Consider the following 26444-nt stretch of genomic DNA (forward strand, 5'->3'; position numbering starts at 1 on the left):
CACGCTCAACCCTTGGCCGACGATCCGGCAGGGAGCGAAGAACGACACGGTGACCACGCTGCAGTACCTGCTGCTGGCCCACGGTCACACGGTCACCGTGGACGGAATCTTCGGTGCCCAGACCGGTGCCGCGGTACGCGCCTATCAGCTGACCAAGAACCTCGTCGAGGACGGTGTCGTCGGCCCGGAGACGTGGCGTGCGCTCATCGTGGAGGTCCGGCCGGGGGCGCGGGGCAACGCCGTGCGGGGTGTGCAACGCGAGTTCCAGCTGCGTGGCGACGTCGCCCCGCAGTCTGACGGTGTGTACGGGCCGGCCACCGAGGAGGCGGTCCGCGCCTTCCAGGCCGCGCTGCGCGCCGGTGGGGCCGAGCTGGACGCGGACGGCGTGGTCGGGCCGCGCACCTGGCAGGCGCTCGTCGGCGGGGTCCGCGCTCCGGTCAGCCAGGCCGCCTGACGTAGCGGGCGCTCCCGTCCAGCGGGAGCGCCCGATCGCTCAGTGCCGGTGCGGCACGGACGCCGGGTCGAAGCCGAAGGGCAGCTCCAGCCGGTGTCCGGCCATCAGCTCGCGGTCGGTGAGCAGGGTGGCGGTGGGGCCGTCGGCGACGATCCGGCCGGCGTCCAGGATCACCGAGCGGGGGCAGAGCTCCAGGGCGTACGGCAGGTCGTGGGTCACCATCAGGACGGTGACCGGCAACGACTCGATGATCTCCGCCAGTTCGCGCCGGCTGGCCGGGTCCAGGTTGGACGAGGGCTCGTCGAGGACCAGGATCTCCGGGCGCATGGCCAGCACCGTGGCGACCGCGACCCGGCGCCGCTGGCCGAACGACAGGTGATGCGGCACGTGATCGCGGTGCTCCGACATGCCGACGGCGGCCAGGGCCTCGTCGACGCGGGCGGCGAGCTCGTCTCCGCGTACCCCCAGGTTTGCCGGGCCGAAAGCGACGTCCTCCGCGACCGTCGGCATGAAGAGCTGGTCGTCGGGATCCTGGAAGACGACGCCGACCCGGCGGCGGATCTCGGTGATCGCCTTGCGATCGCCGGGCGTGACCGGCATGCCGGAGATCTCCACCTGCCCGGCCCCGCCGTGCAGGATGCCGTTGAGATGCAGCACCAGGGTGGTCTTGCCGGCGCCGTTCGGCCCGAGCAGCGCGACCCGCTCGCCGGGCGCGAGAGTCAGATCCACGCCGCGCAGCGCCTCGCGGCCGTCCGGGTAGGCGAAGTGCAGCCCGGTGATCCTCAAGGCCGGCGTCATGACCGACCGCACCGAGCGGCACGCGGCCCGCGAGGTCGCGGGCGAGGGCCGGGAGGGCGTGACGAAGCGGGCACCATCATGCCGGTCATGCTAGGACGACCGCCGCGAGTGCGATGCCGGCGGTGGCGAGCGGCAGCATCGCCGACACCACCCACTCGCGGGCCGGCGCCGGACCGCCGGTGGTCTGCGGCAGCCGGCCGGTGTAGCCGCGCGACAGCATGGCCAGGTAGACCCGCTCGCCGCGCTCGTAGGAGCGCAGGAAGAGCGCGCCGACGCCGACCGCGAACGCCTTCACCTGCCAGAGGAACCGCGGGTCGTAGCCGCGGGCGAGCCGCGCGATCCGCATCCGGCGCGCGTCGTCGGCGAGCACGTCGATGTAGCGCAGCATGAAGGTCATGATCTGGGTGAGGACCTCGGGGCAGCGCAGCCGGTCCAGGCCGAGGATCAGGTCACGCATGGTGGTGGTCGCCGCGAGCAGGAGCGACGCGAGTACGCCGAGCGTGCCCTTCGCGAAGATGTTCCACGCCCCGTAAAGGCCGTCGACGGAGAGCGACAGACCTAGCCAGTCCACCCGTTCGCCCTGCCCGGCCAGCGGCAGGGCGATCGCCAGCAGCACGAACGGCAACTCGATGGTGGCCCGCTTGGCCAGCCAGCCGGGCGGCACCCGGGCGATCGCCGCGACCCCGGCCAGCAGCAGCGCGTAACCGCCGAACGCGGCGAACTCGGTGCGCGGCGTCACCACCACGAGCACCGTGAAGAGCAGCATGGAGACGATCTTCACCTCGGGGGAGAGGCGGTGGATCGGGCTCTCCCGGTCGAGGTGAAGCGGGTGAGCGTGTCCCGCGGCCATCCGGCCAGCATATCCAGATGATCTTGCAAGCTACGAATCGGTCAGGACATCGGTGACGTCACGGCGCGGGATAGGGGTGCCCGGCCGGCCGTAGCCGACCCGGAAGGCGATCTGCGGGAACCCGGTCCGCCCGAGCGAGCGCCGCAGCTGGTCCCGTGCGGCCGGCACCTCGATCGGCTGGGAGATCATCGAGCTGGCCAGGCCCGCGTCGGTCGCCGTGAGCAGCACGCGCTGCAGCGCCTGACCGGCCATCACCTGGTCCAGCCCGCGGTCCCCGGCCGTGCCCAGGATGCCGACCAGCGGCTCCGGCTCGTAGTCCCGGCCCGGAGCCCGGCGCCGGCTCCCGAACCGGTGCGGGAGCAGATCCTGCGGTTCGCCGACCGGGGCGCCGGACATCGCCGGGATGCCGTCCGCCGCCGCCTCGGTCTCCGTCCAGGTGATCAGCTCGGCCTGGTAGCGGGAGTCCCGGCGCAGCACCCGGTCGGCGCTGTGCGCGATCTCCGAGAAGCCGCTCAGCGCGGTCATCCCGACCAGCAGGTCGAGCCAGGCGTTCTCGGCCCGGGCGGCCTCGATGAGGCGGACCCGTACGCCGGCCGGCACCGGATCCGGCCAGAACGGCTCCCGGTTGCTGTGCCGGCGCTCGATCGCGGCGTGCAGGTCGCGCTCGGCGTACGTCGGTGGCCGCCGCCGGCCCGGCGTGAGGCGGGCGATCACCTCCGGGGTGTCGCTGTCCGGCAGCAGGCGTACCTCGGCCGGAGTGCCCGCCCAGGCCAGAGCGAGCCGGGCGTTGAACGTCGCCGCGCCGCAGCCGAGCCGCATCGCCCATCCGCCGCCGTCGGCGACGGTGAGCCGCCGATCCGCGTCCGCGAGCACCTCGATCGCTCCGTCCCGCAGGCGGAACCGCCACGGCTGACTGTTGTACATGGACGGAGCGTGGATGCCGGCCGCGGCGGCGCGCCGCAGGTCGGACTCGTCGTAGCGGATCACGGCGGTTCTCCTTCCCGGTGGTCTGCCTCCACGGTGCCCCCGGCGGACAGCCGCCGTGCAGGGCCGAAGGTCCCTCAGGTCAGCTACCGAGGGGGACCCGCCAGGTGACAAGCGTGCCGGTGCCGTCCGGCCGGCGGACCGCCTCGAAGGCGCCGCCCAGGTCGGTCGCCCGCTCACCCATGTTCACCACGCCGCCGCGGGCCAGGGCCGGGTCGATGCCGATCCCGTCGTCCTCGACCTGGAGGATCACGTCGTCGCCGGTTACCCGTACCGAGACCCGCACGCTGCGGGCCCGGGCGTGCCGGGCGACGTTCGACAGCGCCTCGCGCAGCACCGCGATCAGCTCCGGCACGATGTCGTCCGGCACCGCGCTCTCCACCGGGCCCGAGGTTTCCAGCGTCGGCCGGAAGCCGAGCGTGTCCAGGGCGGCGTCGCAGGTGTCGCGCAGCTCGGTACGCAGCGTCGCGCCCACCGGGGCGCGCAACTCGAAGATCGAGCGGCGGATGTCGCGGATCGTGGCGTCCAGGTCGTCGACGGCCGCGTTGATCCGCTTGACCACCTCCGGCCGCGCCCCGGCCGAGGTGACCGCACCCTGCAACTGCATGCCGGTGGCGAACAGCCGCTGGATCACCACGTCGTGCAGGTCACGGGCGATCCGTTCGCGGTCCTCCAGAACGGCGAGCAGCTCCCGCTCCTCCTGGGCGCGGGCCCGCTCCAGGGCCAGGGCGGCCTGCCCGGCGAAGGAGGCCAGCAGCGCCGCGTCGTCGGTGCTGGCCGGCCCGCTGACGATCAGCACACCCTGCGGCAGGTCGGTGCCGGCCAGCGGGGCGACCAGAGCCGGGCCGGCCGGCACCTCGCCCGGCCACTCGGCGGCCGCCCGCAGGTCCCCGACCAGCCGGTACGACTCCTGGCCGAAGGTGCGGGTGTCGGCGGGCAGCACCCGCCCGGCGAGGTCGGCGCCCTCGGCCACCTCGATCCGGTACCGGGCGTTCTCCTCCTCGTGCAGCAGCACCAGCACCATCTCGGCGCCGGCCACCTCCCGGGCCCGGCGGGCGATCAGCCGCAGTGCCTCGGTCCGGCGTACCGTCCCGAGCAGCACCCCGGTGATCTCGGCGGCGGCGGCCAGCCATTGTTGCCGGCGTTGAGCCAGGTCGTAGAGGCGGGCGTTGTCGATGGCGACACCGGCCGCGGCGGCCAGGGCCACCACGATCTCCTCGTCGTCGTCGCTGAACTGGTCGGTGCCCTGTTTCTCGGCGAGGTAGAGGTTGCCGAAGATCTGGTCGCGGGTGCGCACCGGTACGCCGAGGAAGCTGTGCATCGGCGGGTGGTGCGGCGGGAAGCCGTACGAGTTGGGGTGCCGGGTGATGTCCGGCAGGCGTACCGGCCGGGGATCGGTGATCAGCAGGCCGAGCACGCCGCGCCCGTGCGGCAGGTCGCCGATCCGGGCGTGCGCCGCCGGATCGATGCCGTGGGTGATGAAGTCGGAGAGGCTGTCGTGGCCGGGGGCCAGCACGCCGAGCGCGCCGTACCGGGCGCCGGCCAGCGCGCACGCGGCCTCCACGATGCGCTGCAACGTGCTGCGCAGGTCCAGGTCGGTGCCGATGCCGACGACCGCGTCGAGCAGCGCGCGCAGCCGCTCCCGGCTGGTCACGATGTCACCAACCCGGTTCTGCATCTCCTGGAGCAGCTCGTCGAGGCGGACCCGGGAGAGGGGACTCAGGCCCAGCGAGGGCGTCGTCGGCTCGGCCACGGTCTCGAGGCTATCCGGTGGGCCCGGGACTTTCGGCCCTTGGTGGCCGCGGCGCCCGCGGGTAGGAAGTACCTATGATCCGTGTCTTTCTCCTCGACGACCACGAGGTCGTCCGCCGCGGCCTGATCGACCTGCTCCAGGCCGGTGGCGACATCGAGGTGGTCGGCGAGTCCGGCTCCGCCCAGGAGGCGGCCCGGCGCATCCCGGCCCTGCGTCCCGACGTCGCGGTGCTGGACGCCCGGCTGCCGGACGGTAACGGCATCGACGTCTGCCGGGACGTACGGGCGATCGACTCGACGATCAAAGGGCTGATCCTCACCTCCTACGAGGACGACGAGGCGCTGTTCGCCGCGATCATGGCCGGTGCCTCCGGTTACGTGCTGAAGCAGATCCGCGGCACCGACCTGGTCGACGCGGTACGCCGGGTGGCGGCCGGGCAGTCGCTGCTCGACCCGGCGGTCACCCAGCGGGTCCTCGAACGCATCCGCAACGGCGTGGAGCAGCCGCGCGAGCTGGCGTCGCTCACCGACCAGGAACGCCGCATCCTGGAGTTCGTGGCCGAGGGCCTGACCAACCGGGAGATCGCCGGCCGGATGTTCCTGGCCGAGAAGACGGTGAAGAACTACGTCTCCAGCCTCCTGGCCAAGCTGGGCCTGGAACGCCGTACGCAGGCCGCGGTGCTGGCCACCAAACTCCTCGGCGAGCACCGCTGAGGTGGCGGTCAGAGGGGTAGGCGTACGGTCGCGACCGTGCCGCCCCGCTCACCCTCGCGCAGGCTGATCGTGCCGCCGTGCAGGCCGACGATGAGGCGGGTCAGCGACAGGCCGAGGCCGGTGCCGGGGATGCCGCTGTGCCGGGCGTTGCTGGCCCGGTAGAGGCGGGCGAAGAGCCGGTCGCGTTCGCCGGCGGGGATCCCCATGCCGGCGTCGGTCACGGTGAGCACCGCGGTGTCCTCGGCGGTGGTCAGGCTGACCTCGACGGTCGAGTCGGCGGGGCTGTACTTGACCGCGTTGCTGATCAGGTTCTCGGCGACCTGGCGCAGCCGGACCGGATCGCCGGGGACGATCAGCTGGCCCGGCAGTTCGGTGTGGATGGCCGGGCCCGGCTCCCCGGCTCCGGCTTCGGCGACGGTGGCCGCGACCACCGCGACCAGGTCCACGGCGGCGACGGTGAGCTGGGCGTGACCGGACTCCAGGGCGGCGAGGTCGAGCAGCCGTTCCACCAGGGTGCGTAGCCGGGCGTTGTTGCGTTCGATCACGGCGAGCAGGTCGCGTACCTCGCCGATGGTGGTGTCGTCGCCGGACTCGGCGATCAGGTCGGTGTAGGTGCCGATCGAGGTCAGTGGTGTGCGCAGCTCGTGTCCGACCAGGGCGACGTACTCGCCGATGCTGGCGGCCAGCTGGTTGGCCAGTTCCTCGGCGCGGCGGCGTTCCAGGTACGCCCCGATGTGCCCGGAGATGCCGGTGAGCAGCGTCGCCAGGGCGGGTTCCGGCTCCTGATGCTCGTGGGTGAAGAAGGTGAGGACGCCGACGACCTTGTCCGCGCTGCGTACCGGCACCGCGCCCGCCGCCCGGTAGGCGCTGGAGGCGGCCACCGCGGGCAGCACCGGTGAGTCCGCGGCGTGGATGTCCGGCACCCAGACGATCTCGTTGCGTGCCCAGCAGACGCCGGCCAGCCCGGCGCCGCGCTCGAACGAGGACGGCAGCACCATCGGGGCGACGCCCGGCTCGGTGTGGGTGCCGGCCGGCCGGAGCCGGTCGGTGACCTCGTCGACCAGCCACATCCGCAGGTACGGCCAGCCCAGCTCGCCGCCGATCGCGCCGAGCACCGCCTCGGCGGCGCGTGTCGTGTCCGGGGCGTGCACCAGGGCCCTGAGCACCTTGCTCTTGCAGCGCTGGTACTGATGCTGGTGGTGGTCGACGGTGACGTCGTGTACCGCGGCGACCGCGCCGAGCACGACTCCGGCGGCGTCCCGCATGGGCCGCGCGTTCACCGCGAACCAGTGCGGCCGGTGATGCCGGTCGTACGCGCGCATGTCGGCGTGGCGTACCTCCTCGCCGCGCAGCGCACGGCGCAACGGCAGCTCGTCGAGTTGGAGCGGGCTGCCGTCGGAGCGGCTCAGCCCGAAATGGGAGATCCAGTTGTGCACCGGGATGTGCCGGGCGTCCTCGCCGAAGAAGTCCCGGACCGCCTGGTTGACCACCAGCGGCCGGCCGTCGAGGTCGCAGGCCACCACGCCGGTGTCCAGGCTGTGCAGCATCGCCTCGACGAAGGCGGTGTGGTGCGTGGCAGGCTCCGACGCCGGCGGTGTCAGGGTTTCCAGGCAGGCGCGCAGGGTCTCGGTGAGCTCCCGGACCCGGAACGGCTTCGGTACGATCGCGGCCGGCTCGGCGCCGGTGAGCAGGGCGTCGCCGGGCAGCAGGTACGCGGTGACCAGCACCACCGGTACCCCGGCCGTTCCCGGGTCGTCGCGCAGGGCCCGGCACATCCGGATGCCGTCCAGGTGTGGCATGTCGACGTCGGCGACCACCAGGTCCGGGCGGTGGGCCAGGGCGGCGGCCAGCCCGGCCAGCCCGTCACTGGCGACGGTGACATCGTGGCCCAGCCGGCGGACCACCTCGGCGATGACCGCCTGGTGTTCCGGGTTGTCCTCGACGACGAGCACCGCTGCCATAGGTAAATCCTACGAAAGCAGACATTCCGGCCGGTGGCGTTTCCCCGTTGCCGGGGTCGGGGTATTGTCCGGCCGCCACATCGGCGACTCTTGGGGTTTCTACATGAGCGCTCTGACCGCCCAACTGGACGTCCCGCTCTCGCGGGAGGCACCCGCCGCGGCCCGCCACGCCGTCACGGCGGTGCTCGCGGGCTGGGGTTTCCGGGACACGGACTGGCTCGACGCCGCTGCCGTGGTGGTCAGCGAGCTGGTCACGAACGCGGTCCGGCACGGCGGAGGATGTCTCGCCCTGCGCCTGGAGGCGCACGACGAGCGGGTGGTGGTCTCGGTCGCCGACGGCTCGTCGGTGGTGCCGCGCCGGCGTGACCCGGACGGCGTGGGCGGGCGGGGTATCGCCCTGATCGAGGCGCTGTCGGCGGGGTGGACGGTGCAGAACCACCAGGGTGGCAAGCGGGTCCTGGTCGAACTGGTCCCGTGCCCCGGCGTTCGTACCGGTGAGTCGGTAAGCGCGCGGGGGATGCTCAGACCGTGAAGCGTTGTGCCGCGGCCCGCAGCCGGTCGGCCAGCTCCTGCACGTCCTGCGCGGTCCGGGCGGCCTGACCGACGGCCTCGCGGCTGGCGGCGGTGCTGTGCGCGACGCTGGCGATGTTGTTCGCGATGTCAGTGACGCCGTTCGCGGCCTCGGTCACCCCGCGGTTCATCTCGGCCGTCGTCGCGCTCTGCTCCTCCACCGCCGAGGCGATCGTGGTCTGGTAGTCGCTGATCTGCTCGATGATCCGGCTGATCTCGTCGATCGCGGTCACCGCCTGACCGGTCTCCGCCTGGATGGCGGCGATCTGCTGGGAGATCTGCTCGGTGGCCCGGGCGGTCTCCTGGGCCAGGTCCTTCACCTCGCTCGCCACCACGGCGAAACCCTTGCCGGACTCGCCGGCCCGGGCCGCCTCGATGGTGGCGTTGAGCGCGAGCAGATTGGTCTGCGCCGCGATCTGGGTGATCACGCCGACCACGTCACCGATCTGCGCCGACGACTCACCGAGCCGGTTGATCGTCTCGCTGGTGGAGCGGGCCGCGCCGACCGCGTCCGAGGCGACCTGCGCGGCGTCGGCGGCGTTGCGGGAGATCTCGACGATCGCCGAGCCCATCTCGTCGGAGCCGGCGGCCACCGTGTGCACGTTGCCGGAGACCCCGGCGGCGCCGGTCGCGGCGAGACCGGCCTGCTGGTCGGCCTCGGCGATCGCGCTGTCGATCTGCCGGCTGACCTGGTGCATGGTCTGGGAGGCCTCGTTCAGGCGGTTGCCGTCCTCCATGATCTCGACGACCGTCGCCCGGACACCGGTGATCGCATCACCGACCGCCCGTCCCATGGCCGCCATCTCGTCGGTGCCGGTGGTGTCGACCCGGATCGTCAGGTCGCCGCGGGCCATGCCCTGAAGCGCCCTGACCAGCTGGTCGGCCGGGCGGACCACGCTGCGGGTCACCGCGATCGTGAAGAGCAGCGCGGCCGCCGCCGCGAGGACGAACACCACGATCATCGTGTTGCGTACGGACGCCGCCTCGTCCCGGGCCTCCTGGGCGGCCGCGTCGGCCCGCTGGGTGACCGAGGCGATCAGCTGGTTCGTACCCTCCACGATCTTGAAGTACAGGTCGTAGCTGTTGCCGAGCAGCAGGGCGTTGCCCTCCTTCACCTGCCCGGCGGCGTACAGGGCGGCGATCTGCTCGTCGGCCTTCAGGAAGTCATCCCAGCGCGTGCGCAGGTCTTCGAAGACGGCCCGCTCGGCTGTCGTCATGGCGGATACGTCGGTCTCCGCCAGCAGCTTCTTGAGCAGGTCGACGTCGGTGAGGAAGCCGGCCCGGTTGGGGTTCGCCGGATCCACCGCAGTCTTCGGGTCGAGCCGGTACACGTCCCAGGCGTACGCGAGCTGCCAGCCGGAGATGTCGGCGTTGTAGAACTTCTGCTCGTCGACCTGGTGCATCAGGTGCAGCAGCGTACGCAGGCGGCCGGCCGACTCGGACTGGTGGTTCAGCCCGACCGCACCGACCCCGACGGCCACACCGAGCAGCACGAGCACCGCCGTGAACGCGACACCGAGCCGCCCGGCCAGCCGAAGCCGTCGCAGAATCGCCATCGACACTCCCCGCTCAGAACGGCCTTTCTCCCTATCGATCGGCGGAGACCGAGCGAGACTGAGCGGCAGGACACATTTCGGGCAAAGTCAGCAGCAGTGTGCCGGCCGGCAGCAGCCGGTCGCGGATCGCCGAGAGGTGCCCGGCGGCCTGCCCGGCCGGCTGTTCGTGACGGCTGTTGAGGAGTCCCGGCGGATCAGATCTCGAACTCGGCGGCGGTCACGGACACCGCCCGCAGCGCGCCGGCCACCTCGGCGCGTACCCGATCGGCGGTGGCCGCCGGGTCGGCGACCGTCCCGGCCCGGGCCTCATCCTCCACCGCCGCGCAGAGGCCGGCGAGGGCGGTCGCGCCGATGTTCGCGGCCGAGCCCTTGAGCGCGTGTGCCTGATCGCGGACCAGGCCGGGATCGCCGTCGTCCAGCAGTCCGATCAGCGTGCCGGCGGTGGCCGCGGTCCGGTCCTCGAACGAGCGCAGCAACCGCCGGATCAGGGCGATCTCGGCCGGTGTCGGCTCGTCCCCGAACAGGTCGGCGATGCGGGCGCGGACGGCGGCCACCCGGCTCTCGTCATCCCCGTCCATGCCGACCATGGTGCGCCGGGACCCGACCCGGCGCACCGACTTCGCAGGAGAGGGGCTCAGGCGCCCCAGCCCGCCTGCTGGCCACCGACCCGGGCGGCCGCGACCGTGTCCGCGTACCCCGAGGCCGCGAACGCCGCCACCGGGTCGCGCGGCAGGCCGCGCGCCTCACGCCGGTCCGCGAGAACGGTCCGGACGTCGGTCTCGTACGCGTCCATCAGCACCGCGTGCGCACCGAGCACGTCACCGGAGCGCTGCGCGGCGGCGAGCGCGTCCTGGTCCACCAGCAGCGCCTTGGCCAGGGCCTGTTCGACGTTGAGCACCGACCGGATCTGGCCCGGGATCTTCTCCTCGATGTTGTGGCACTGGTCGAGCATGAAGTTGACCTTCGACGCCGGCCGGTGCGCGTCCACCCCGACGATCTCCGCCATGATCCGGAAGAGCTGGAACGGGTCCGCCGAGCCGACGATCAGGTCGTCGTCGGCGTAGAACCGCGAGTTGAAGTCGAACGCGCCGAGCTTGTTCACCCGCAGCAGCTGCATCACGATGAACTCGATGTTGGTGCCCGGCGCGTGGTGGCCGGTGTCCAGCACGACCGTCGCCTTGTCGCCCAGGGCCAGGCAGTGCACCAGCGAGGTGCCCCAGTCCGGGATGTCCATGCTGTAGAAGTGCGGCTCGAAGAACTTGTACTCGAGCAGGATCCGATGATCGTCGTCGAGCGCGTCGTAGATCTCCCGCAGCGACTCGGCGAGCCGGTCCTGCCGGCCCCGCAGCGAGTCCTGCCCGGCGTAGTTCAGCCCGTCCGGCAGCCAGATCTTCAGGTCGGTCGAGCCGGTCTGCCGCATCACGTCCAGGCACCGCAGGTGGTGCTGGACGGCCTTGCGGCGGATCGTGGAGTCCGGGTGGCACAGCGAGCCGAGCCGGTAGTCGTCCTCCTGGAACAGGTTCGAGTTGATCGCGCCGATCTTGACGCCGAGCTTCTCGGCGTGCGCCCGCAGGTCCGTCCAGTCGTCGACCAGGTCCCACGGGATGTGCAGCGAGACCCGCGGGGCGAGCCCGGTGAGGCGGTGCACCTGCGCGGCGTCGGAGAGCTTCTCGTACGGGTCGCGGGGCACGCCGGGCCGGGCGAACACCTTGAACCGGGTGCCCGAGTTCCCGTACGCCCAGCTGGGGACCTCGACAGTGAAGTCGTCCAGTTCGTCGAGGCGGGTCATGAGGTACCTCCGTACCGTCGGTTGGTAAGCCCGTTCAGCAGGGCCGCGAAGACGAGGACCGTGCCCAGGGCGAGGAGCTGGTACTGCCCGCCCTCGTTGCCGACGAAGGCGAGCAGGATGCCGGCGTTGAGCCAGACGATGAGGAGAGTGGCGAGCACGACGCCGGCCACCCGGCCGATGCCGCCGGTGATCGCCACGCCGCCGAGCACGGCGATGGTGATGGCGGGCAGGGCCATGCCGCTGCCCGAGACGCCCGCGTCCGGGCGGGCGGAGGCGAACTGCGCGACGGTCACCACGGCCACCAGGCCGGAGATCAAACCCGCATAGACGTACGCCTTGAAGCGCGTGTCCCGCACGGGGAGACCGGACCAGCGCGCCGCCACGTCGTTGGTGCCGATGGCATAGAGCCGCCGGCCGTACGCGGTCCGGGCCAGCAGCAGCCAGACCGCCACGACCGTGGGCAGCAGGAAGGTGAAGATCCCGAGGGGTACGTCCGGGATGTACTGCCCGAACAGCGGCAGTTCCACCGACTTGCTCAGCGAGAACAGGTCCTGGATCGGCGGGGTGCTGATCGGCTGCTGGTTGTTGATCACGATGGCGATCGACTTGTACGCGTAGAACGTCGCGAGCGTCGCGATCAGCGCCGGGAACCCGATGTAGGACACCAGGAACCCGTTGACCGCACCGCACAGCGCGCCGAACCCGGCGGTGGCCAGGATCGCCAGCCACAGCGGCCAGGCCCACTCGCCGTACGCGAACCCGAACACCATGCCGGACAGGCTCACGATGGCGCCGACGCTCAGGTCGATGCCGCCGCGGCCGGAGAGGATCACCAGCAGCTCGGCGAGACCCAGCATGGCCAGGGGCACCGCGTTGATCAGCGCCGCGGACATGTAGTCGAAGTCGTACGGCGCGGTCAGGTAGCCGCCCGCGTCGTTGATGAAGAACGTGACGACGACCAGCACGATGAGTACCGCGAGGAGCGGGATTCGCTGGGTGAGGAGGATTCTCGCGACATCCGGTCTTTGCCGGACTCGTTCTGCTGTAGCGGTCACCGTGACCTCCTCGCCCGCGCGCGCAGCAGGTCGGCACCGACCGCCACGATGATGAAGATGCCGACGAACAGGTCGGAGAGCTGGGAACTCCAGCCCAGCTGGGTGACACCGGAGGCGACCGACTGGACCAGCAGGGCGCCGAGCAGGGTGCCGAGGACCGAACCCCGGCCGCCCATGATCGAGGTGCCGCCGATGACGACGGCCGCGATCACGGCCAGTTCCTTGCCGGAGCCGACCGACTGGTCGAGCGTGGACGTGCCCTGCGCGATCACGAAGCAGGACGCGAGGCCGACGAGCAGGCCGGTCAGCACGTAAGCGAGCAGGACACGGCGCTGTACGCGTACGCCCGCGAGCCGCGCCGCCTGCGCGTCGCCGCCGATGGCGAAGAAGTGCCGGCCGCCCGCGGTGTGCCGCAGGTACCACCAGGCCGCCGCGGTGATCAGCAGCGTGATCAGGAAGGCGTGCGGTACGCCGAAGGTCCGCCCGTCCTGGCCGCGCCCGAAGAACGCGAGGGTTCCGGGGATCCCGTTCACCGTTCCGGAGCCGAAGATCTGCAGGCCCAGGAAGAGGAACAGGTTCGCCGTACCGAAGGTGATGATGATCGCGTGGACCCGGCCGTACGCGATGAGCACGCCGTTGACGAGGCCGAGCAGGCCGCCGGCCGCGACCGAGACGATCACCGCGACGCCCAGGTTGACCTCGGCGTCGACCAGCAGTTTCGCGGTCAGCACCGAGCACACCATGATGGCCGCGCCGACCGACACGTCGATGCCGCCCGTGATGATCACGATGGTCATGCCGACGCCGACCAGCGCCACCGGCGCGGTCGCCACCAGCAGCGGCTGGATCGAGCCGGCGGTCATGAACGCCGGCGTGCTGACCCAGAGCGCGACCCAGAGGATCGCGATCACGCCGACCAGCACGATCTCCTGGCCGGTGACCGGGGAAGGGAGAACCTTGGTGGTTCGCACGGCGGGCTTCTCCGCCGTCGTGACGCTCATTCGCTTCCTCCCGCGGCCGCCGCCAGCAGGTCGACCTGCTTGGCGTCCGGGCCGAACTCCTCGGTCGTGGTCCCGCCGCGCACCACCTGGATGCGGTCGGCGATGCGCAGCGCCTCCGGCAGGTCCGAGGTGACCACGAGCACCGCGGTGCCCTCCTCGGCGAGCTCGGTGATGAGCCGGTGGATCTCCTCCTTGGCGCCGACGTCGACACCCTGGGTCGGTTCGGCCAGGATCAGCACCTTCGGGCGCTCCACCAGCTGCCGGGCCAGAACCACCTTCTGCGCGTTGCCGCCGGACATCGCGTTGACCGGCTGCCGCTCACTCGGCGTCTTCACCGCGAGCCGCTTGATCAGGCTGGTCGCGACCTTGGTCTCCCGGGCCCGGTCGACGAACATGCCGAACCGGGAGAGCAGCTTCAGGTGACCGGCGCTGATGTTGAAGGCGATCGACTGGAAGCCGAACATTCCCTCCACCTTGCGGTTCGCCGGGAGCAGCGCGACGCCCTTCTTCTGCGCGTCCTGCGGGGACTTCAGCGTCTCGGTGGCGCCGTTCAGCTTCAACTCGCCGCCGGTCGCCCGGTCGATGCCGTAGACGCAGGCGGCGATCTCCGAGACACCGCTGCCGACCAGCCCGTACAGCGCGACTATCTCCCCTTTTTTCACGGAAACGTCGACGTCGCGGAACTTGCCGGCGCGGGTCAGGCCGCGCAGCTCCAGCACGGCCGGTCCCTCCGGGACCTCCCGATGCGGCCGCGTGTCGGAGAGCTCTTCACCCACCATCAGGTGGGCGATCTGCCGCACGCTCAGATCACCGATGGGGTACGTCCCAATCGTGCGACCGTCGCGCATGACCGTCACCTCGTCGGCGATCCGGAACAGCTCGTCGAGGCGGTGTGAGATGTAGATGACCGCGACACCGGAGGCGGTGAGCCGCCGGACCACGTCGAACAGCACCTCGATCTCGGCGTCGGTGAGGATCGCCGACGGCTCGTCGAGGATCAGCACCTTCGCGTCGCCGGAGAGGGCCTTCGCGATCGAGACCTGCTGCTGCTCGGCGATCGACAGGTCGCCGACGGTGGCGGTCGCGTACTTCGCCGGGAGGCCGAGCACTTCGAGGAGCTCGACCACCCGCTCGTTCTGCGCGTTCCAGTCGACCCGTCCGCCCTTCTTGAGCTCCTTGCCGAGGAAGATGTTCTCCGCGACGGTGAGCTCGGCGAAGAGCTGCGGCTCCTGGTAGACGGTGGCGATACCGAGGGCGATCGCGTCGGTGGTGGAGCTGATCCGCACCGGGGCGCCGTCCCACTCGACGTCGCCCGTGTCGGCCTGCTCCGCCCCCGAGATGATTTTGATCATCGTGGACTTGCCGGCGCCGTTCTCACCGACGAGAGCGTGGACCTTGCCCGCCCGTACCGTGAAATCGCCGTGCTGAATGGCCCGGACCGCGCCGAACCGCTTGCTGACAGCGGTAAGGCGCAGTCTCGGGGTTTCGTTTTTGTCGGCCATCAGTAGTTGAACTGGTCGACGTTCTGGTCGGTGATCGCCAGCGCCGGGCCGAGGAGCAGCATCTTGTCGGCCTCGGTGTACTCCACCGCGGACAGCTCGCTGGAGACGTTGTTGGTGGCGGCGAACGGCTTGCCCTGGGCGATCTGGGCGCCGGCCCACGCGGTCAGGTAGCCGAGGTTCTCCACGTCCCAGAGGATCGCGGCGGTCGACGACTTGTCCTGCAGGTACGGCTTCATCGCCTGCGGGGTGCCCAGGCCGACGGTGAAGACCTTGCCGATCTTGCCGGCGTCCTTGACCGCCTGCGCCACACCAGGCGCACTCGACGTGCACTCGCCGACCAGGCCGGTCAGGTCCGGGTGCGCGTTCATCAGGTCGGTCGCCATCTGCGTCGCCTTCGCCTGGTCCTCACCGGCGTAGACGATGTCGACGATCTGGGCCTCCGGGTACTTCTCCTTGGTGTACGCCTTCTGCACCTCGATCCACGAGTTCAGGTTCTCCGCGGTCTGGCCGCAGGAGACGATCGCGTACTTGCCCTTGCCGCCCATCGCCTTGAGCAGCGCATCGGTCAGGCCCTGGCCGATGCCCTCGGCGGTGGCCTGGTTGACGAAGACCTCACGGACACTGCTCGGCGCGTCGGTGTCGGCGGTGGCGACGTGGATGCCGGCGTCCTTGGCCTGCTGGAGCAGCGGTGCCATCGAGTCCGGGTCGTTCGGCGCGACGATCAGGGCGTCGACCTTTTGCTGGATGTAGGACCGCACGATGTCGGCCTGCGCGGCGGCGTCGGCCTGGGTCGGGCCCTGGTAGAGCCACTCGACGTTGCCGAGCGCGGCGGCGGCTTCCTTGCCGCCGGCGTTCATCGCCTCGAAGTAGGGGACACCCTGCAGCTTCGGGACGAAGGCCACCTTGTAGGTCTTGCTGCCGGCGTCGGTTCCGCCGGCCGTGTCAGTTTCGTTCTTCTTGGTGCAACCGGTGAGAGCTATGGCGGCCGTCGCGGTGAGGGCGACAGCAGCAGCGAACCGAGGGCGCATGACGCCTCCTGTTGAGGATTCTTGAAACGTTCTAGCCGAGGTGTGACTCACGTTACGAGGCCGTTAGCGCAGGGTCAAGAGTTGACCCAGGCGGGTTCGAAAGAACTGCCCGCCATTGGCCTGATCTGGGTGAGTTAACTAGTGAGACGTTTCAAGGCGTTGGGCGCCGCTTCCGGGTAGGGCTTGTCTCTCCTGTGGGCTTGGCCTTCCGAGTGGGCCTGCCTCCTTGCGGGGCTGGCCTTCCACTGGGGCCGGCTTCCTTGCGGGCTGGCCTCCGTAGAGGCCGCCTCCATGCAGGGCTGCGTCCTTACGCGGGGCCGCCTCCTTGCGGGCCGCCAACCCGGTGGGGCTCGCTTCCCGTGGGCCTCGCCGGCGAGGCGAGACCCACGGGAGATCAGCGCGCCCGGTACCGGCGGATCAGCACGATGCCGGCGGCCGCGGCGGCCACCGCGCCGCCGATCATGGCGTAGCGCTGCGGGTCCGAAGAGACCCGGCGCGGAATCGAACCGATCGCAGCCCCCGCACGTTCGGCGGTATCCGTGGCGGACTCGGCGATGTGCGCACCGGTTTCCGCGGCGGACTGCTTGATGCGCCCAGGCACGTCCGCCTTGGCGAACAGGGCCGCGGCGGTCTCACCCATCTCGGCGCGCGTCCGCTCGATCTCGGCCTTGAGTTCCTCAGCGGATTCCGGCGTGCTCCTGCCCCCGTCACCGCGGGTAGCTGGCGCAGCCTTATTGCCCAGGTCACCGCGGGCAGCCGGCACTGCGGCCTTGTCCACGGCAACGCTCGCGGCCGTCGGCTTCGCCGCCGTTCCGGCACTTCCATGCCCGCCGGCCGGCTTCACGGAGCTACCCGTATGGGAAGGCCCGGCCATCGGCTGCGTGCCTCTTCCCGCGTTGCTGGACTCGGCCATCTGTTGCGGTCCGTTGCCCGCGCTGCTGTATCCGGCCACATGCAGCGGGCTCGTCCCCACGCCGCCTTGCCCGGTCCCCGAGTCCTTGTTCTTGTCCCCGTCGCCGCGCGCGGCCTGCTCGGCTGCCGCACGGCCTTCCTCGGTATGCGGGTGCGGCGTGCTCTTCGGCATCTCGGTCTCGGTGTGCACGGGCGTAGTCAGGTAGGTCCCCGGCTCCCCGATCGCCGGCTTGTTCCCCGTGCCGCCACTGCGGGCAGCCGGGCCCGCGTCGTGAGCAGGCGCCGTGCCGGTGCTCGTACCCCCCGCCACAGCGCTGCTGCCGGCTCCCTTCGTCGGCCTGGTGCTGCTGATCTCACTGTCGATCACCGGGTCGGCGCTTGCCGTACTCGAACTCGCGCTCCCCGCGGCATGCTGACCTGGCTTCGCACTGCCGGTGCCGTATGTGCTCGACGTGGCACCCATGCCTTGCGCGGTCGGCTTCGCGCCGCCGGCACGGTGCGCACCTGGGCCTTGCGATGCGGGCTTCGCGCCGCCGGCGCTAGGCGTGCTCGATGTGGTACCTAGGCCTTGCGATGCGGGCTTCGCGCCGCCGGCGCTGGGCGTGCTCGATGTCGCACCTGGGCTCGGCGAGGCGGGCTTCGTGCTACCAGCACCGTAGGTAGTGGATGTGGCACCCGAACCCTGGGCTGCCGGCTTCGCACTGCCCGCGCCAGCCGTGCTGGTACCCGCGCTGCCCGAACCATGCGTGCCAGACGTCGCGTTGCCAATCCCACCCGAGCCCGCACCGCCGGTCGGGCTCGACGCCCCCTGCCCACCGCCGCTGCGGCCGGACATCGCGCCGGCCGGACTGCTCTGCTGGCCGGCCGCCGCCTCGTTGTTCGGACTCCCGGGAATGTGGCCGGGCGTACCGGCTGGTTTCGCCGGTGTGGCGACCGGACCCGGCTTGTCCGATCGGTCACCGGCCGGCTTCACGGCCTGCGACCCGCCCGACGGGCTCTTGCCCTGGGTAGCGTCCTGGTCCCGGTTCGGCTTCGCCGGCGCGGGCCCGGACTTCGCCTGCCCGCCCGGTCCCGGCCGTGAATCGCCGCGGTTTCGGCCCGGCGGAGCTGGTTTCGCGTCGGTCCGCCCCTGTGCCGTACCGGTCCGATTCTGCGGAGCCGGCCCCGGCTTCGGGGCGTCGCTGTCCCGGTTGGTCGACGTGCTCATGAGCGCCTCCCCTGGCGGGCCGCGCTCATCAGCGTGTCGACGTCGCGCCGGCCACTGGCCATGGCGGCCTCAGGCGCCGGCGGAACGGCCTGCTGAACCTCTTTCTTACCGATCAACCCGGCGATGCCGGCGGCCGCGAACAGCGTCACCGTCACGATCAAGGCGGCCGCCCACACCGGCATGACCAGAGCGAGCGCGGCGCCGATGGTGACGAACAGAGCGCCCACCCCGTAGAGGGCGATCACGCCGGCCCCGCCGAGGAGCCCGGCGCCCTTGCCGGCCTTCTTGCCCTTCTCCGTCATCTCGATGCGCGCCAGGGCCAGCTCGTCACGGACGAGCGTGGTCACCTGCTCGCTCAGCTGGCTGACCAGTTGCGCGGTGGAAGCCTGGTCGGTACGTGCCTCTGTATGGGTCATCGTCCCTCCGTCCTGCATGGTTGTCCGCAGATCAGGTACCCCTGCAAACCCCCACTAATCAGGCCTAAGCGGTCCGCCTGCGCTTTTCCGGGGTACGAGTGATCCACAGTCCCCGGACTACCCCGCGATGACGTCTCTACGCCAGGCCCCACCGCGACCGCCGGGCCCATGCAGGTGGCCGCGCTCAACCCACCGCGGCGGCCGTGTTCGACGCCAAGGATGAGCGCGCGCCCGTCGCCACTGCGACAGTCGCACCGGACTCCGCGTGCTGTTCGCGGGCAGGCGAGAGAGCCTTCGTGGTCAGGCTCGTGGCCCAACGTGGGTGCTGTCTGGCGGACGTCGAGGCAGCATTGAGCGTGGGCCAAGCAAGATCACCGCTTGGTGACCCTGACGACGGAGGCCCTCTAGGCAGCAGTGCCCGGTTGGCGCTGGGACCGTCATGGCCTGCTTATTGCCGGCGCTCTCCATGGCTGTCATGCCGGTAGCTCGGGTGCGGCGCCGACCGGCGGGGCTGGGTAGGGGCGTCGCGCCAGGGAGCGGTTGCGGCATGGCCAGGCGAAGATCGGCGTATCTCGATCTGGAGTCGCCTGGCGAAGGCGGCGTTACGGGAGCGACGGACGGGTATAACGAGGCGCATGCCCGATGCGCCAGCGTTGCTAGCCGGACGGTACCGGCTGGGTGCCCTGCTCGGCCGGGGCGGCATGGGTGAGGTTCGACTGGCTCGCGACGAGGTTCTGGAACGGGACATCGCGGTCAAGGAGATCGACCAGCCGCCGGCCGAGGACGGGGACGCGGCTGCCCGGCGCACGCTGCGGGAGGCGCGGGCCGCGGCGCGGCTCAACCATCCCGCTGTGGTCCAGGTGTACGACGTGCTCCAGCTGGACGGGCGCACCTGGATCGTCATGGAGTACGTGCCGTCGCGTTCGCTGCGTCAGGTCATCCAGGAGGACGGGGTTCTCGACCCGTACCGGGCGGCTCGGATCGGGCTCGACCTGCTGGCCGCGTTGCGGGCCGCGCACCGGGTCGGGGTGCAGCACCGGGATGTGAAACCGGCCAACGTGCTGCTCGCCGACGACGGACGGGTACTGCTCAGCGACTTCGGCATCGCCGCGGTCGACGACGACGCCGTGATCAGCCGGGCCGATGTGGTGGTGGGGTCACCGCAGTTCATGGCGCCGGAGCGGGCGCAGCTCGGGGCCGGCGGTCCGGAGGCGGACCTGTGGTCGCTCGGGGCGACCCTGTACGCGGCCGTGGAGGGTCGCGCGCCGTTCCAGCGGGCGTCGACGATGGCGACCTTGGCCGCGCTAGCCACCGAGGAGCCGGACCCGCCGCGCCAGGCCGGCGCCCTGAAGCCATTGCTGGACGGCCTGCTCCGGAAGGACCCGGCCAAGCGGATGGGAGCCGAGGACGCGGAGGCTCTGCTCCGGAGCATCATCGCGGAGCTGGCAGAAGACGGCGCGCCCGCCGCCTGGCGCATACCCCGGCAACGGACGGCCGCGGAGCCACCGACCAGCGCGCCGGCGGCCAGGAACGAGCAGGACTCGCTGGAAGGCGGGGGCGAGCGGGATTGGCCGGCCGCCGCCGACGACGCGGAGGCCGGCGTCAGCGACGGCGGGGCGGCAGACGGCGAGCCGCGGGAGGGCGGCGCCCTGGAGAAGCGCGCGGCTGCCGGCGGCGCGGCAGCCGGTAATGCGGCAGCCAGCAGTGCAGCGACCGGTGGCGCGGCAACTGATGGTGCGGCAGCCGGTGGTGCGGCAGCCGGTGGTGCGGCAGCCGGCAGTGCGGTCGCTGACGTGACGGCCGGTAGTGCTGGGACCGACGGTGCGGCGACACGTGATGAGGCAGCCAGCGGCACAGCTGCCAGCGGTGCGGCAGCCGACGGTGCGGCAGCCGACGGTGCGGCGGCTGGTGGTGCGGCTAGCGGTGCGGCGGCAGGTAGAGCGGCGGCTGGCGCTGCGGTCGCCCATGATGTTGCGGCTGGTAGGGCGACGGCCAGCGATGCGGCGGCTGGTAGTTCGGCGCCGCGCGATGTGGCCGGCGGTCGGGCGGTGGGGCGTGGTGCCGCGACCGGTCGTGTGGCCGCAGGGTCATGGGAGGGTGAGCCGGCGGCGGACGGCGCTGGGCGCGACGGTGACGGCTCGCGGGGGAAGGCGGGGACGTGGCTTTTGCCCGTACCTGAAAAGGATGCTTCGCCGCGGATGACTCGGCGTGCGGCGCTTGCCGGGGTGGGTGCGCTGACCGCGCTGGTCGCGGCTGGGGCGGTGTGGCTGGTGGCCGCGCGGGGTCCGGATGAGCCGTCCGCGCAGCGGACGCGGCCGGACGTGACCGGCTCCGCCGGACCGCAGAACGTGGCGCCGCCCGGAACCAACCCGCCTGGAAGCAACCCGCCTGGAAGCAACCCGCCTGGAACAACGCTGCCGGAAAGCCAGCCGGAAGGAACGAAGTCGCCGGGGACGGCGCCGACCGCGGCGCCGAGTGGGGGAGCGGCAGGCGCGCGGCCCGATCTCCCGGCCGGGTGGCGCGACTACCGGGATGCGACGGGCTTTGAGGTGTACGTGCCCGCGGGCTGGAAGCGGTCGAAAGAGGGCTCGATCGTCTACTTCCGCGGCGACGGGCGGGTGCTCGGCATCGATCAGACCGACAAGCCGAAGTCGGATCCGGTGGCGGACTGGGAGAACCAGTCGCGGTATCGGGTGTCGCGCGGGGACTTCCCTAGCTATCGGGAGATCCGGATCGACCCGGTGAGATATTTCCGGAAGGCCGCCGACTGGGAGTTCACCTTCAACCGGGGCGGGGTGCGGCAGCACGTCAACAACCGGGGTGTGGTGGTCGCGGACGACAAGGCGTACGGGTTCTACTGGCAGACCCGCGACTCGGAATGGGACGCGGCCCGGGAAGACCTGCAACTGGTCTTCGACAGCTTCCGCCCTGCTCGCTGACTCAGTAGACGCGCAGATCGTCGGTGCTGATCGAGAAAGGGAAGGGTTTGTCCGAGGTCAGCGTCTCGCCGGGCTCCGCGATCTTGTGCGGCACATACTTCTTCTCCGCCAACCGGAACAGCCGGAGGGTGACCGACTTGTATCCGTCGAAGTCCGGTTCGACGAGGAGGTACCACGGGATTCGTGCGTCGGCGTAGAAGTGCATCTTCCCGAAGCGATCGGTCGCGGCGTTGCTCGGCGAGGTGATCTCGCAAGCCAGCAGGACATTTGATGCGTCTTCGACGATGCCACCCTCGCGGGCGCTCTCGACGACGAGGTCGGGAATCACGATTGTTCTCGGCCCCAGTCGCACGTTGACTGCCTGTCTCGCTTGTAGCCCTGTGGCCTCGGCCGAGGCGAACACGGACAGCCAAAGCCGGGCGGAGATGTCTTGATGCCGCCGGTGCGGCGCGGGGCTCACCAGGAGGCTCCCATCGATCAGCTCGATGCGAGTCGACGTCTCTTCGAGCGCGAGGAACTCCTCTTCAGTCCACGGACCGCCGCGGTCCAGCAGCTTTTTCGAGCTCATCGTTCGAGTGTCGCATGGGCTCATGCCGTACACCGTCGCATGCCTAGTAGGCGTGCGTCAACGGGGAATGGACTGTCCGGCCGCCTGGGCGGCTCGCGCGAGATGCGCCGCCACCGCCGCGTGGTCGTCCGCGACCAGGCCCACCGTGATCCGCAGGTGAGGATCGGAGCCCGGGCCCACCGCGAAGGCTGTTCCCGCCGCCGCCCCGATGCCCGCGCTGGCCAGGCTGAGCAGCGCCGCCTGCTCGTCCGCCACCGGCAGCCAGAGGTTCAGCCCCTCACCCGGCGGCAGCACGATCCCGGCCGCTGCCAGTCCGGAGGTGATCAGGTGACGCCGGCGGGCGTACTCGTCCCGGGCCGCGCGTACCGCGGCGATCGACGCCGGATCGGTGAGCAGGCTGAGCAGCAGGTGCTGGAGCAGGCGGCTGGTCCAGCCCTGGCCGAGCAGCCGCCGCTCCAGGATCGGGTCGAGGACCGTGGCCGGCCCGCTGACCGCGGCCAGCCGCAGGTCCGGTCCGTGCGACTTGGAGAAGCTGCGCACGTGCACGACCTGCCGGGGCAGGTGGGTGCCGAGTGAGCAGAGCGGCCCGGAGGCGAGGTCGCCGGCGGAGTCGTCCTCCACGACGTACACCTCCGGGTGGTGCGCGAGCACCGCAGCGAGCGCGCTCGCCCGCGACGGTGACCACGACGCGCCGGTGGGGTTGAGGGCGCGCGGTTGCAGGAAGACGGCGGCGGGCCGCCGGCCGAGCGCGGCGGCCAGCTGATCCGGAAGCATGCCGGAGGCGTCGGTGCCGACGCCGATCACCGCGACGCCGAGCACCTCGAGCAGGTCCAGCAGGGGCGGGAAGCACGGGTTCTCCACCACCGCGAGGTCGCCGAGGCGCAGCAGCGCCGACGCCACCTGGTCGACCGCGTCCATCGCCCCGTCGAAGATCGCCAGGCGCTCGGGTGGGTACGGCCACCGGTCGCGCAGCAGTGCCCCGAGGGCGGGCAGCACCGGTTCGTCGAGGTAGCTGGTCGGCGCGGGGGAGAGGCCGAAGAGCGCCGGGACCGGCGGCAGCAGCCGGGGGTCGGGAACGCCGGTGGACAGGTCGAGCCCGAATCCGGAGGTCTGGCGCAGCGCGGCCCGGTAGCGGCCCGGCCCGCCCGCGCCGGGAGTGGCGACGACCGTGCCGCGCCGGCCGTCCGTGCGAATGGTTCCGGCCCGGCGCAGCAGCTGCCACGCTGCGTTGACCGTGCTGGGCGACAGGTGCAACTCGGCCGCGACGGCACGGACCGGGGGCAGCTTGGCGCCGCCGGCCAGCGCGCCGTCGCCGACCGCGCGGCTGACCGCCTCGGCGAGGCCGCGAGCGCTGGGGTCGTGGAGCCGCTCTCTGACCACCTGGAACATTTTTGTGACAGTACAACCGAAGCATTGTTCGGTCCATGGTCGTCACATAATCTTCGGCCATGAATCACATCGCGCACTGGATCGGCGGCGCGGAGCGCGCCGGCGAGTCCGGCCGGGTCGGCCCGGTCTTCAACCCCGCCACCGGTTCACAGATCGCGTCCGTCGACCTCGCCTCGGCCGACGAGGTCGCGGCCGCGGTGGCCGTCGCCAAGGAAGCCGCCAAGGCGTGGCGCGAGGCGTCGTTGTCGAAGCGTTCCGCCGTTCTCTTCAAGTTCCGCGAGCTGCTCGCGGCGAACGTCGGCGAGCTGGCGAAGATCGTCACCACCGAGCACGGCAAGGTGCTCGCCGACGCCGCCGGCGAGGTGGCCCGCGGCCTGGAGAACGTCGAGTTCGCCACCGGCATCCCGCACCTGATGAAGGGCTCCTTCTCCGAGCAGGCCGCCACCAGCGTCGACGTCTACTCGATCCGCCAGCCGCTCGGCGTGGTCGCCGGCATCACCCCGTTCAACTTCCCGGCGATGGTGCCGCTCTGGATGTGCGCCACCGCGATCGCCGCGGGCAACGCGTTCGTGCTCAAGCCCAGCGAGAAGGACCCGTCCGCGGCGCTGTTCCTGGCGAAGCTGTGGAAGGAGGCCGGTCTGCCGGACGGCGTGTTCAACGTCGTGCACGGCGACAAGGAGGCGGTCGACGCGATCCTGGTGCACCCGGACATCGCGGCGGTCAGCTTCGTCGGCTCCACCCCGATCGCCAAGTACATCTACGAGACCGGCACCTCGCACGGCAAGCGGGTCCAGGCCCTCGGCGGCGCGAAGAACCACATGATCGTGCTCCCGGACGCCGAGCTCGACGCGGCCGCCGACGCGGCGATCAGCGCGGGGTACGGCGCGGCCGGCGAGCGCTGCATGGCGATCTCCGTCGTGGTGGCCGTCGGTGACATCGCCGACCCGCTGGTCGAGGCCATCGCCGCCCGCCTGCCGAAGATCAAGATCGGTGACGGGGCCGACCCGTCGTCGGAGATGGGGCCGCTGATCAGCGCCCAGCACCGGGACAAGGTCACCGGATACATCGAGGCCGGTGCCCAGGCCGGCGCCAAGGTGGTCGCCGACGGACGCGAGCTCGCCGACCAGCCCGGCTACTTCCTGGGCGCGACCCTGCTCGACAACGTCACGCCGGAGATGACGGTCTACACCGACGAGATCTTCGGCCCGGTTCTCAGCGTCGTCCGCGTGGAGACCTACGCCGAGGCCGTCGAGCTCGTGAACAACAACGAGTACGGCAACGGCACCGCCATCTTCACCCGCGACGGCGGCGCCGCCCGGCAGTTCCAGTTCGACGTCAACGCCGGCATGGTCGGCGTGAACGTGCCGATCCCGGTGCCGGTCGCCTACTACTCGTTCGGCGGCTGGAAGGCGTCGCTGTTCGGCGACACCCACATGTACGGCCCGGACGGCATCCACTTCTTCACCCGCAGCAAGGTCGTCACCTCGCGCTGGCCCGACCCGGGCACGTCCTCGGTCGACCTCGGCTTCCCCCAGACGCGATGACCGGCGCACAGGTACGCGCGGACGATCGCGCTCACGTCTTCCACTCCTGGTCGGCCCAGGGCCTGATCAACCCGTTGCCCGTCGAACGGGCGGAGGGCAGCTACTTCTGGGACTACGAGGGTAGGAGGTACCTCGACTTCTCGTCCCAGCTGGTCAACATCAACATCGGTCACCAGCATCCCCGGATGATCGAGGCGATCCAGGAGCAGGCCGCCCGGCTCTGCACCATCCAGCCGGCCTTCGCCAACGACAAGCGCGGCGAGGCGGCCCGGATGATCGCCGAGGTGGCACCGGACAACCTGAACAAGGTGTTCTTCACCAACGGCGGCGCCGAGGCCAACGAGAACGCGATCCGGTTGGCCCGGCTGCACACCGGCCGGCACAAGGTGCTCTCCACCTACCGCAGCTACCACGGCTCGACCGCCACCGCGATCACCGCGACCGGCGACCCGCGCCGCTGGCCGAACGAGCCGGTGGCGATCGGGGTGGTGCACTTCTGGGGGCCGTACCCGTACCGGTCGCCGTTCTACTCGGAGACGCTCGAGCAGGAGACCCAGCGGGCCCTTCAGCACCTGCGTGACACCGTCGTCTTCGAGGGCCCGGCGACGATCGCCGCGATCCTCCTGGAGACCGTGGTCGGCACCAACGGCATCCTGGTGCCGCCGCCCGGCTACCTGGCCGGGGTGCGGGCGATCTGCGACGAGTTCGGCATCGTCTTCATCGCCGACGAGGTGATGGCCGGCTTCGGCCGCTGCGGCGAGTGGTTCGCGATCGACCGGTGGGGCGTCGCCCCCGACCTGATCACCTTCGCCAAGGGCGTCAACTCCGGCTATCTGCCGCTCGGTGGTGTGGTGATCTCCGACGAGATCGCCGAGACCTTCCGCGAGCGGCCGTTCCCCGGCGGCCTCACCTACTCCGGGCACCCCCTGGCCTGCGCGTCGGCCGTGGCGTCGATGCAGATCTTCAAGGAGGAGGGGATCATCGAGCACGCCCGCGCGCTCGGTGACGACGTGATCGGGCCCGGCCTGGCCGCGCTCATGGAGCGGCACCCGAGCGTCGGCGAGGTCCGGGGCCTGGGCGTCTTCTGGGCGATCGAGCTGGTCACCCACCGCGAGAAGAGGACGCCGCTGGTGCCGTTCAACGCGGCGGGCGCGGCCGCCGGGCCGATGAACGAGGTGGCCGCGGCCTGCAAGGAGCAGGGGCTCTGGCCGTTCACCCATTTCAACCGGATCCACGTGGTGCCGCCCTGCACGGCCACCGCCGACGAGGTACGGGAAGGTCTGTCGATCCTGGACCGGGCGCTGACCGTCGCGGACCGGTTCTACAACGCCTAAAACTCGGTTTTCGTCGTCTGAACGGCGGTCTAGCCGCTGATTCCGTTTCAGGCTTGGAAATTACTTCGGATTCCCTTGCCCACGCACGTTCTCGTGTGACAACCTCCCCCAAGTCCGGGTG

The 26444-nt window shown here is 71.2% G+C and carries 23 protein-coding genes; 7 read left to right on the forward strand and 16 right to left on the reverse strand.

Features of this window, described 5'->3' with window-relative positions; all coding sequences use genetic code 11:
- Positions 1-49: 49 nt before the first annotated feature.
- Complete coding sequence (locus tag I4J89_RS06150; RefSeq protein ID WP_309238208.1) at positions 50-454, forward strand: peptidoglycan-binding domain-containing protein; 405 nt, start codon at positions 50-52, stop codon at positions 452-454.
- 39 nt (positions 455-493) lie between these two features.
- On the opposite strand, the gene I4J89_RS06155 is transcribed toward I4J89_RS06150, so the two are convergent.
- From I4J89_RS06155 to I4J89_RS06170, 4 genes are all read right to left on the reverse strand, one after another.
- Positions 494-1252, reverse strand: a complete 759-nt coding sequence (locus I4J89_RS06155) for an energy-coupling factor ABC transporter ATP-binding protein (protein ID WP_196412862.1) — start codon at positions 1250-1252, stop codon at positions 494-496.
- An 85-nt stretch (positions 1253-1337) separates the two neighbouring features.
- The gene (gene cbiQ / locus I4J89_RS06160) at positions 1338-2102 is read right to left on the reverse strand and encodes a cobalt ECF transporter T component CbiQ (RefSeq protein ID WP_196412863.1); all 765 of its coding nucleotides are present in this window, start codon (positions 2100-2102) and stop codon (positions 1338-1340) included.
- A gap of 30 nt (positions 2103-2132) precedes the next feature.
- Positions 2133-3089, reverse strand: a complete 957-nt coding sequence (locus I4J89_RS06165; protein WP_196412864.1) for an Acg family FMN-binding oxidoreductase — start codon at positions 3087-3089, stop codon at positions 2133-2135.
- 79 nt (positions 3090-3168) lie between these two features.
- On the reverse strand, positions 3169-4764 hold the full coding sequence (locus I4J89_RS06170) for a GAF domain-containing sensor histidine kinase (protein ID WP_196413340.1): 1596 nt from the start codon (positions 4762-4764) through the stop codon (positions 3169-3171).
- Between the two features lie 149 nt (positions 4765-4913).
- On the opposite strand from I4J89_RS06170, the gene I4J89_RS06175 reads away from it, so the two are divergent.
- Positions 4914-5552, forward strand: a complete 639-nt coding sequence (locus I4J89_RS06175; protein ID WP_196412865.1) for a response regulator — start codon at positions 4914-4916, stop codon at positions 5550-5552.
- Between the two features lie 8 nt (positions 5553-5560).
- Here I4J89_RS06175 and I4J89_RS06180 read toward each other — a convergent pair whose 3' ends face one another.
- Positions 5561-7513 carry an ATP-binding protein gene (locus I4J89_RS06180; protein WP_196412866.1) on the reverse strand — a complete coding sequence of 651 codons (1953 nt, stop codon included), beginning with the start codon at positions 7511-7513 and terminating at the stop codon, positions 5561-5563.
- Between the two features lie 103 nt (positions 7514-7616).
- Here I4J89_RS06180 and I4J89_RS06185 point away from each other — a divergent pair, with 103 nt between their 5' ends.
- Positions 7617-8045, forward strand: a complete 429-nt coding sequence (locus I4J89_RS06185) for an ATP-binding protein (protein WP_196412867.1) — start codon at positions 7617-7619, stop codon at positions 8043-8045.
- Here the strand turns inward: I4J89_RS06185 and I4J89_RS06190 are convergent.
- From I4J89_RS06190 to I4J89_RS50775, 8 genes are all read right to left on the reverse strand, one after another.
- Positions 8035-9639: a methyl-accepting chemotaxis protein gene (locus I4J89_RS06190; RefSeq protein WP_196412868.1), complete on the reverse strand. Its 1605-nt coding sequence runs from the start codon at positions 9637-9639 to the stop codon at positions 8035-8037. The genes I4J89_RS06185 and I4J89_RS06190 overlap by 11 nt on opposite strands.
- A gap of 194 nt (positions 9640-9833) precedes the next feature.
- Positions 9834-10217: an Hpt domain-containing protein gene (locus I4J89_RS06195; RefSeq protein ID WP_230858471.1), complete on the reverse strand. Its 384-nt coding sequence runs from the start codon at positions 10215-10217 to the stop codon at positions 9834-9836.
- A 56-nt stretch (positions 10218-10273) separates the two neighbouring features.
- A complete protein-coding gene (gene rhaI, locus I4J89_RS06200) occupies positions 10274-11428 on the reverse strand; it encodes an L-rhamnose isomerase (protein ID WP_196412869.1) in 1155 nt (384 codons plus the stop codon).
- Complete coding sequence (locus tag I4J89_RS06205; RefSeq protein ID WP_196412870.1) at positions 11425-12483, reverse strand: ABC transporter permease; 1059 nt, start codon at positions 12481-12483, stop codon at positions 11425-11427. The genes rhaI and I4J89_RS06205 overlap by 4 nt, the downstream gene beginning before the upstream one ends.
- Positions 12480-13484: an ABC transporter permease gene (locus I4J89_RS06210; protein WP_196412871.1), complete on the reverse strand. Its 1005-nt coding sequence runs from the start codon at positions 13482-13484 to the stop codon at positions 12480-12482. The genes I4J89_RS06205 and I4J89_RS06210 overlap by 4 nt, the downstream gene beginning before the upstream one ends.
- The gene (locus I4J89_RS06215; RefSeq protein ID WP_196412872.1) at positions 13481-14986 is read right to left on the reverse strand and encodes a sugar ABC transporter ATP-binding protein; all 1506 of its coding nucleotides are present in this window, start codon (positions 14984-14986) and stop codon (positions 13481-13483) included. Before I4J89_RS06215 ends, I4J89_RS06210 begins: the two co-directional genes overlap by 4 nt.
- Positions 14986-16014: an autoinducer 2 ABC transporter substrate-binding protein gene (locus tag I4J89_RS06220; protein WP_196412873.1), complete on the reverse strand. Its 1029-nt coding sequence runs from the start codon at positions 16012-16014 to the stop codon at positions 14986-14988. The genes I4J89_RS06215 and I4J89_RS06220 overlap by 1 nt, the downstream gene beginning before the upstream one ends.
- A 394-nt stretch (positions 16015-16408) precedes the next feature.
- Positions 16409-17116, reverse strand: coding sequence for a DUF3618 domain-containing protein (locus I4J89_RS50775; protein WP_196412874.1), 708 nt, complete (start codon positions 17114-17116; stop codon positions 16409-16411).
- A 94-nt stretch (positions 17117-17210) separates the two neighbouring features.
- On the opposite strand from I4J89_RS50775, the gene I4J89_RS50780 reads away from it, so the two are divergent.
- Positions 17211-17342 (forward strand): hypothetical protein, encoded by a 132-nt coding sequence (locus tag I4J89_RS50780; protein WP_255521564.1) that lies wholly within the window; start codon positions 17211-17213, stop codon positions 17340-17342.
- 787 nt (positions 17343-18129) lie between these two features.
- Here the strand turns inward: I4J89_RS50780 and I4J89_RS06230 are convergent.
- Complete coding sequence (locus I4J89_RS06230) at positions 18130-18567, reverse strand: phage holin family protein (RefSeq protein WP_373688102.1); 438 nt, start codon at positions 18565-18567, stop codon at positions 18130-18132.
- Between the two features lie 617 nt (positions 18568-19184).
- Here I4J89_RS06230 and I4J89_RS49330 point away from each other — a divergent pair.
- Positions 19185-21488: a serine/threonine-protein kinase gene (locus I4J89_RS49330; RefSeq protein ID WP_230858472.1), complete on the forward strand. Its 2304-nt coding sequence runs from the start codon at positions 19185-19187 to the stop codon at positions 21486-21488.
- A 1-nt stretch (position 21489) separates the two neighbouring features.
- Here the strand turns inward: I4J89_RS49330 and I4J89_RS06240 are convergent, their stop codons facing one another.
- Complete coding sequence (locus tag I4J89_RS06240) at positions 21490-22056, reverse strand: Uma2 family endonuclease (protein WP_230858473.1); 567 nt, start codon at positions 22054-22056, stop codon at positions 21490-21492.
- A gap of 57 nt (positions 22057-22113) precedes the next feature.
- Positions 22114-23445 (reverse strand): aminotransferase class I/II-fold pyridoxal phosphate-dependent enzyme, encoded by a 1332-nt coding sequence (locus I4J89_RS06245; RefSeq protein WP_196412877.1) that lies wholly within the window; start codon positions 23443-23445, stop codon positions 22114-22116.
- A gap of 59 nt (positions 23446-23504) precedes the next feature.
- On the opposite strand from I4J89_RS06245, the gene I4J89_RS06250 reads away from it, so the two are divergent.
- Together I4J89_RS06250 and I4J89_RS06255 are read left to right on the forward strand one after the other, a co-directional pair.
- Complete coding sequence (locus tag I4J89_RS06250) at positions 23505-24989, forward strand: CoA-acylating methylmalonate-semialdehyde dehydrogenase (protein WP_196412878.1); 1485 nt, start codon at positions 23505-23507, stop codon at positions 24987-24989.
- Complete coding sequence (locus I4J89_RS06255; protein WP_196412879.1) at positions 24986-26323, forward strand: aspartate aminotransferase family protein; 1338 nt, start codon at positions 24986-24988, stop codon at positions 26321-26323. Before I4J89_RS06250 ends, I4J89_RS06255 begins: the two co-directional genes overlap by 4 nt.
- The last annotated feature ends 121 nt before the right edge of the window (positions 26324-26444 follow it).

Source organism: Actinoplanes aureus (genome assembly GCF_015704865.1).
Lineage (GTDB): Bacteria > Actinomycetota > Actinomycetes > Mycobacteriales > Micromonosporaceae > Actinoplanes > Actinoplanes aureus.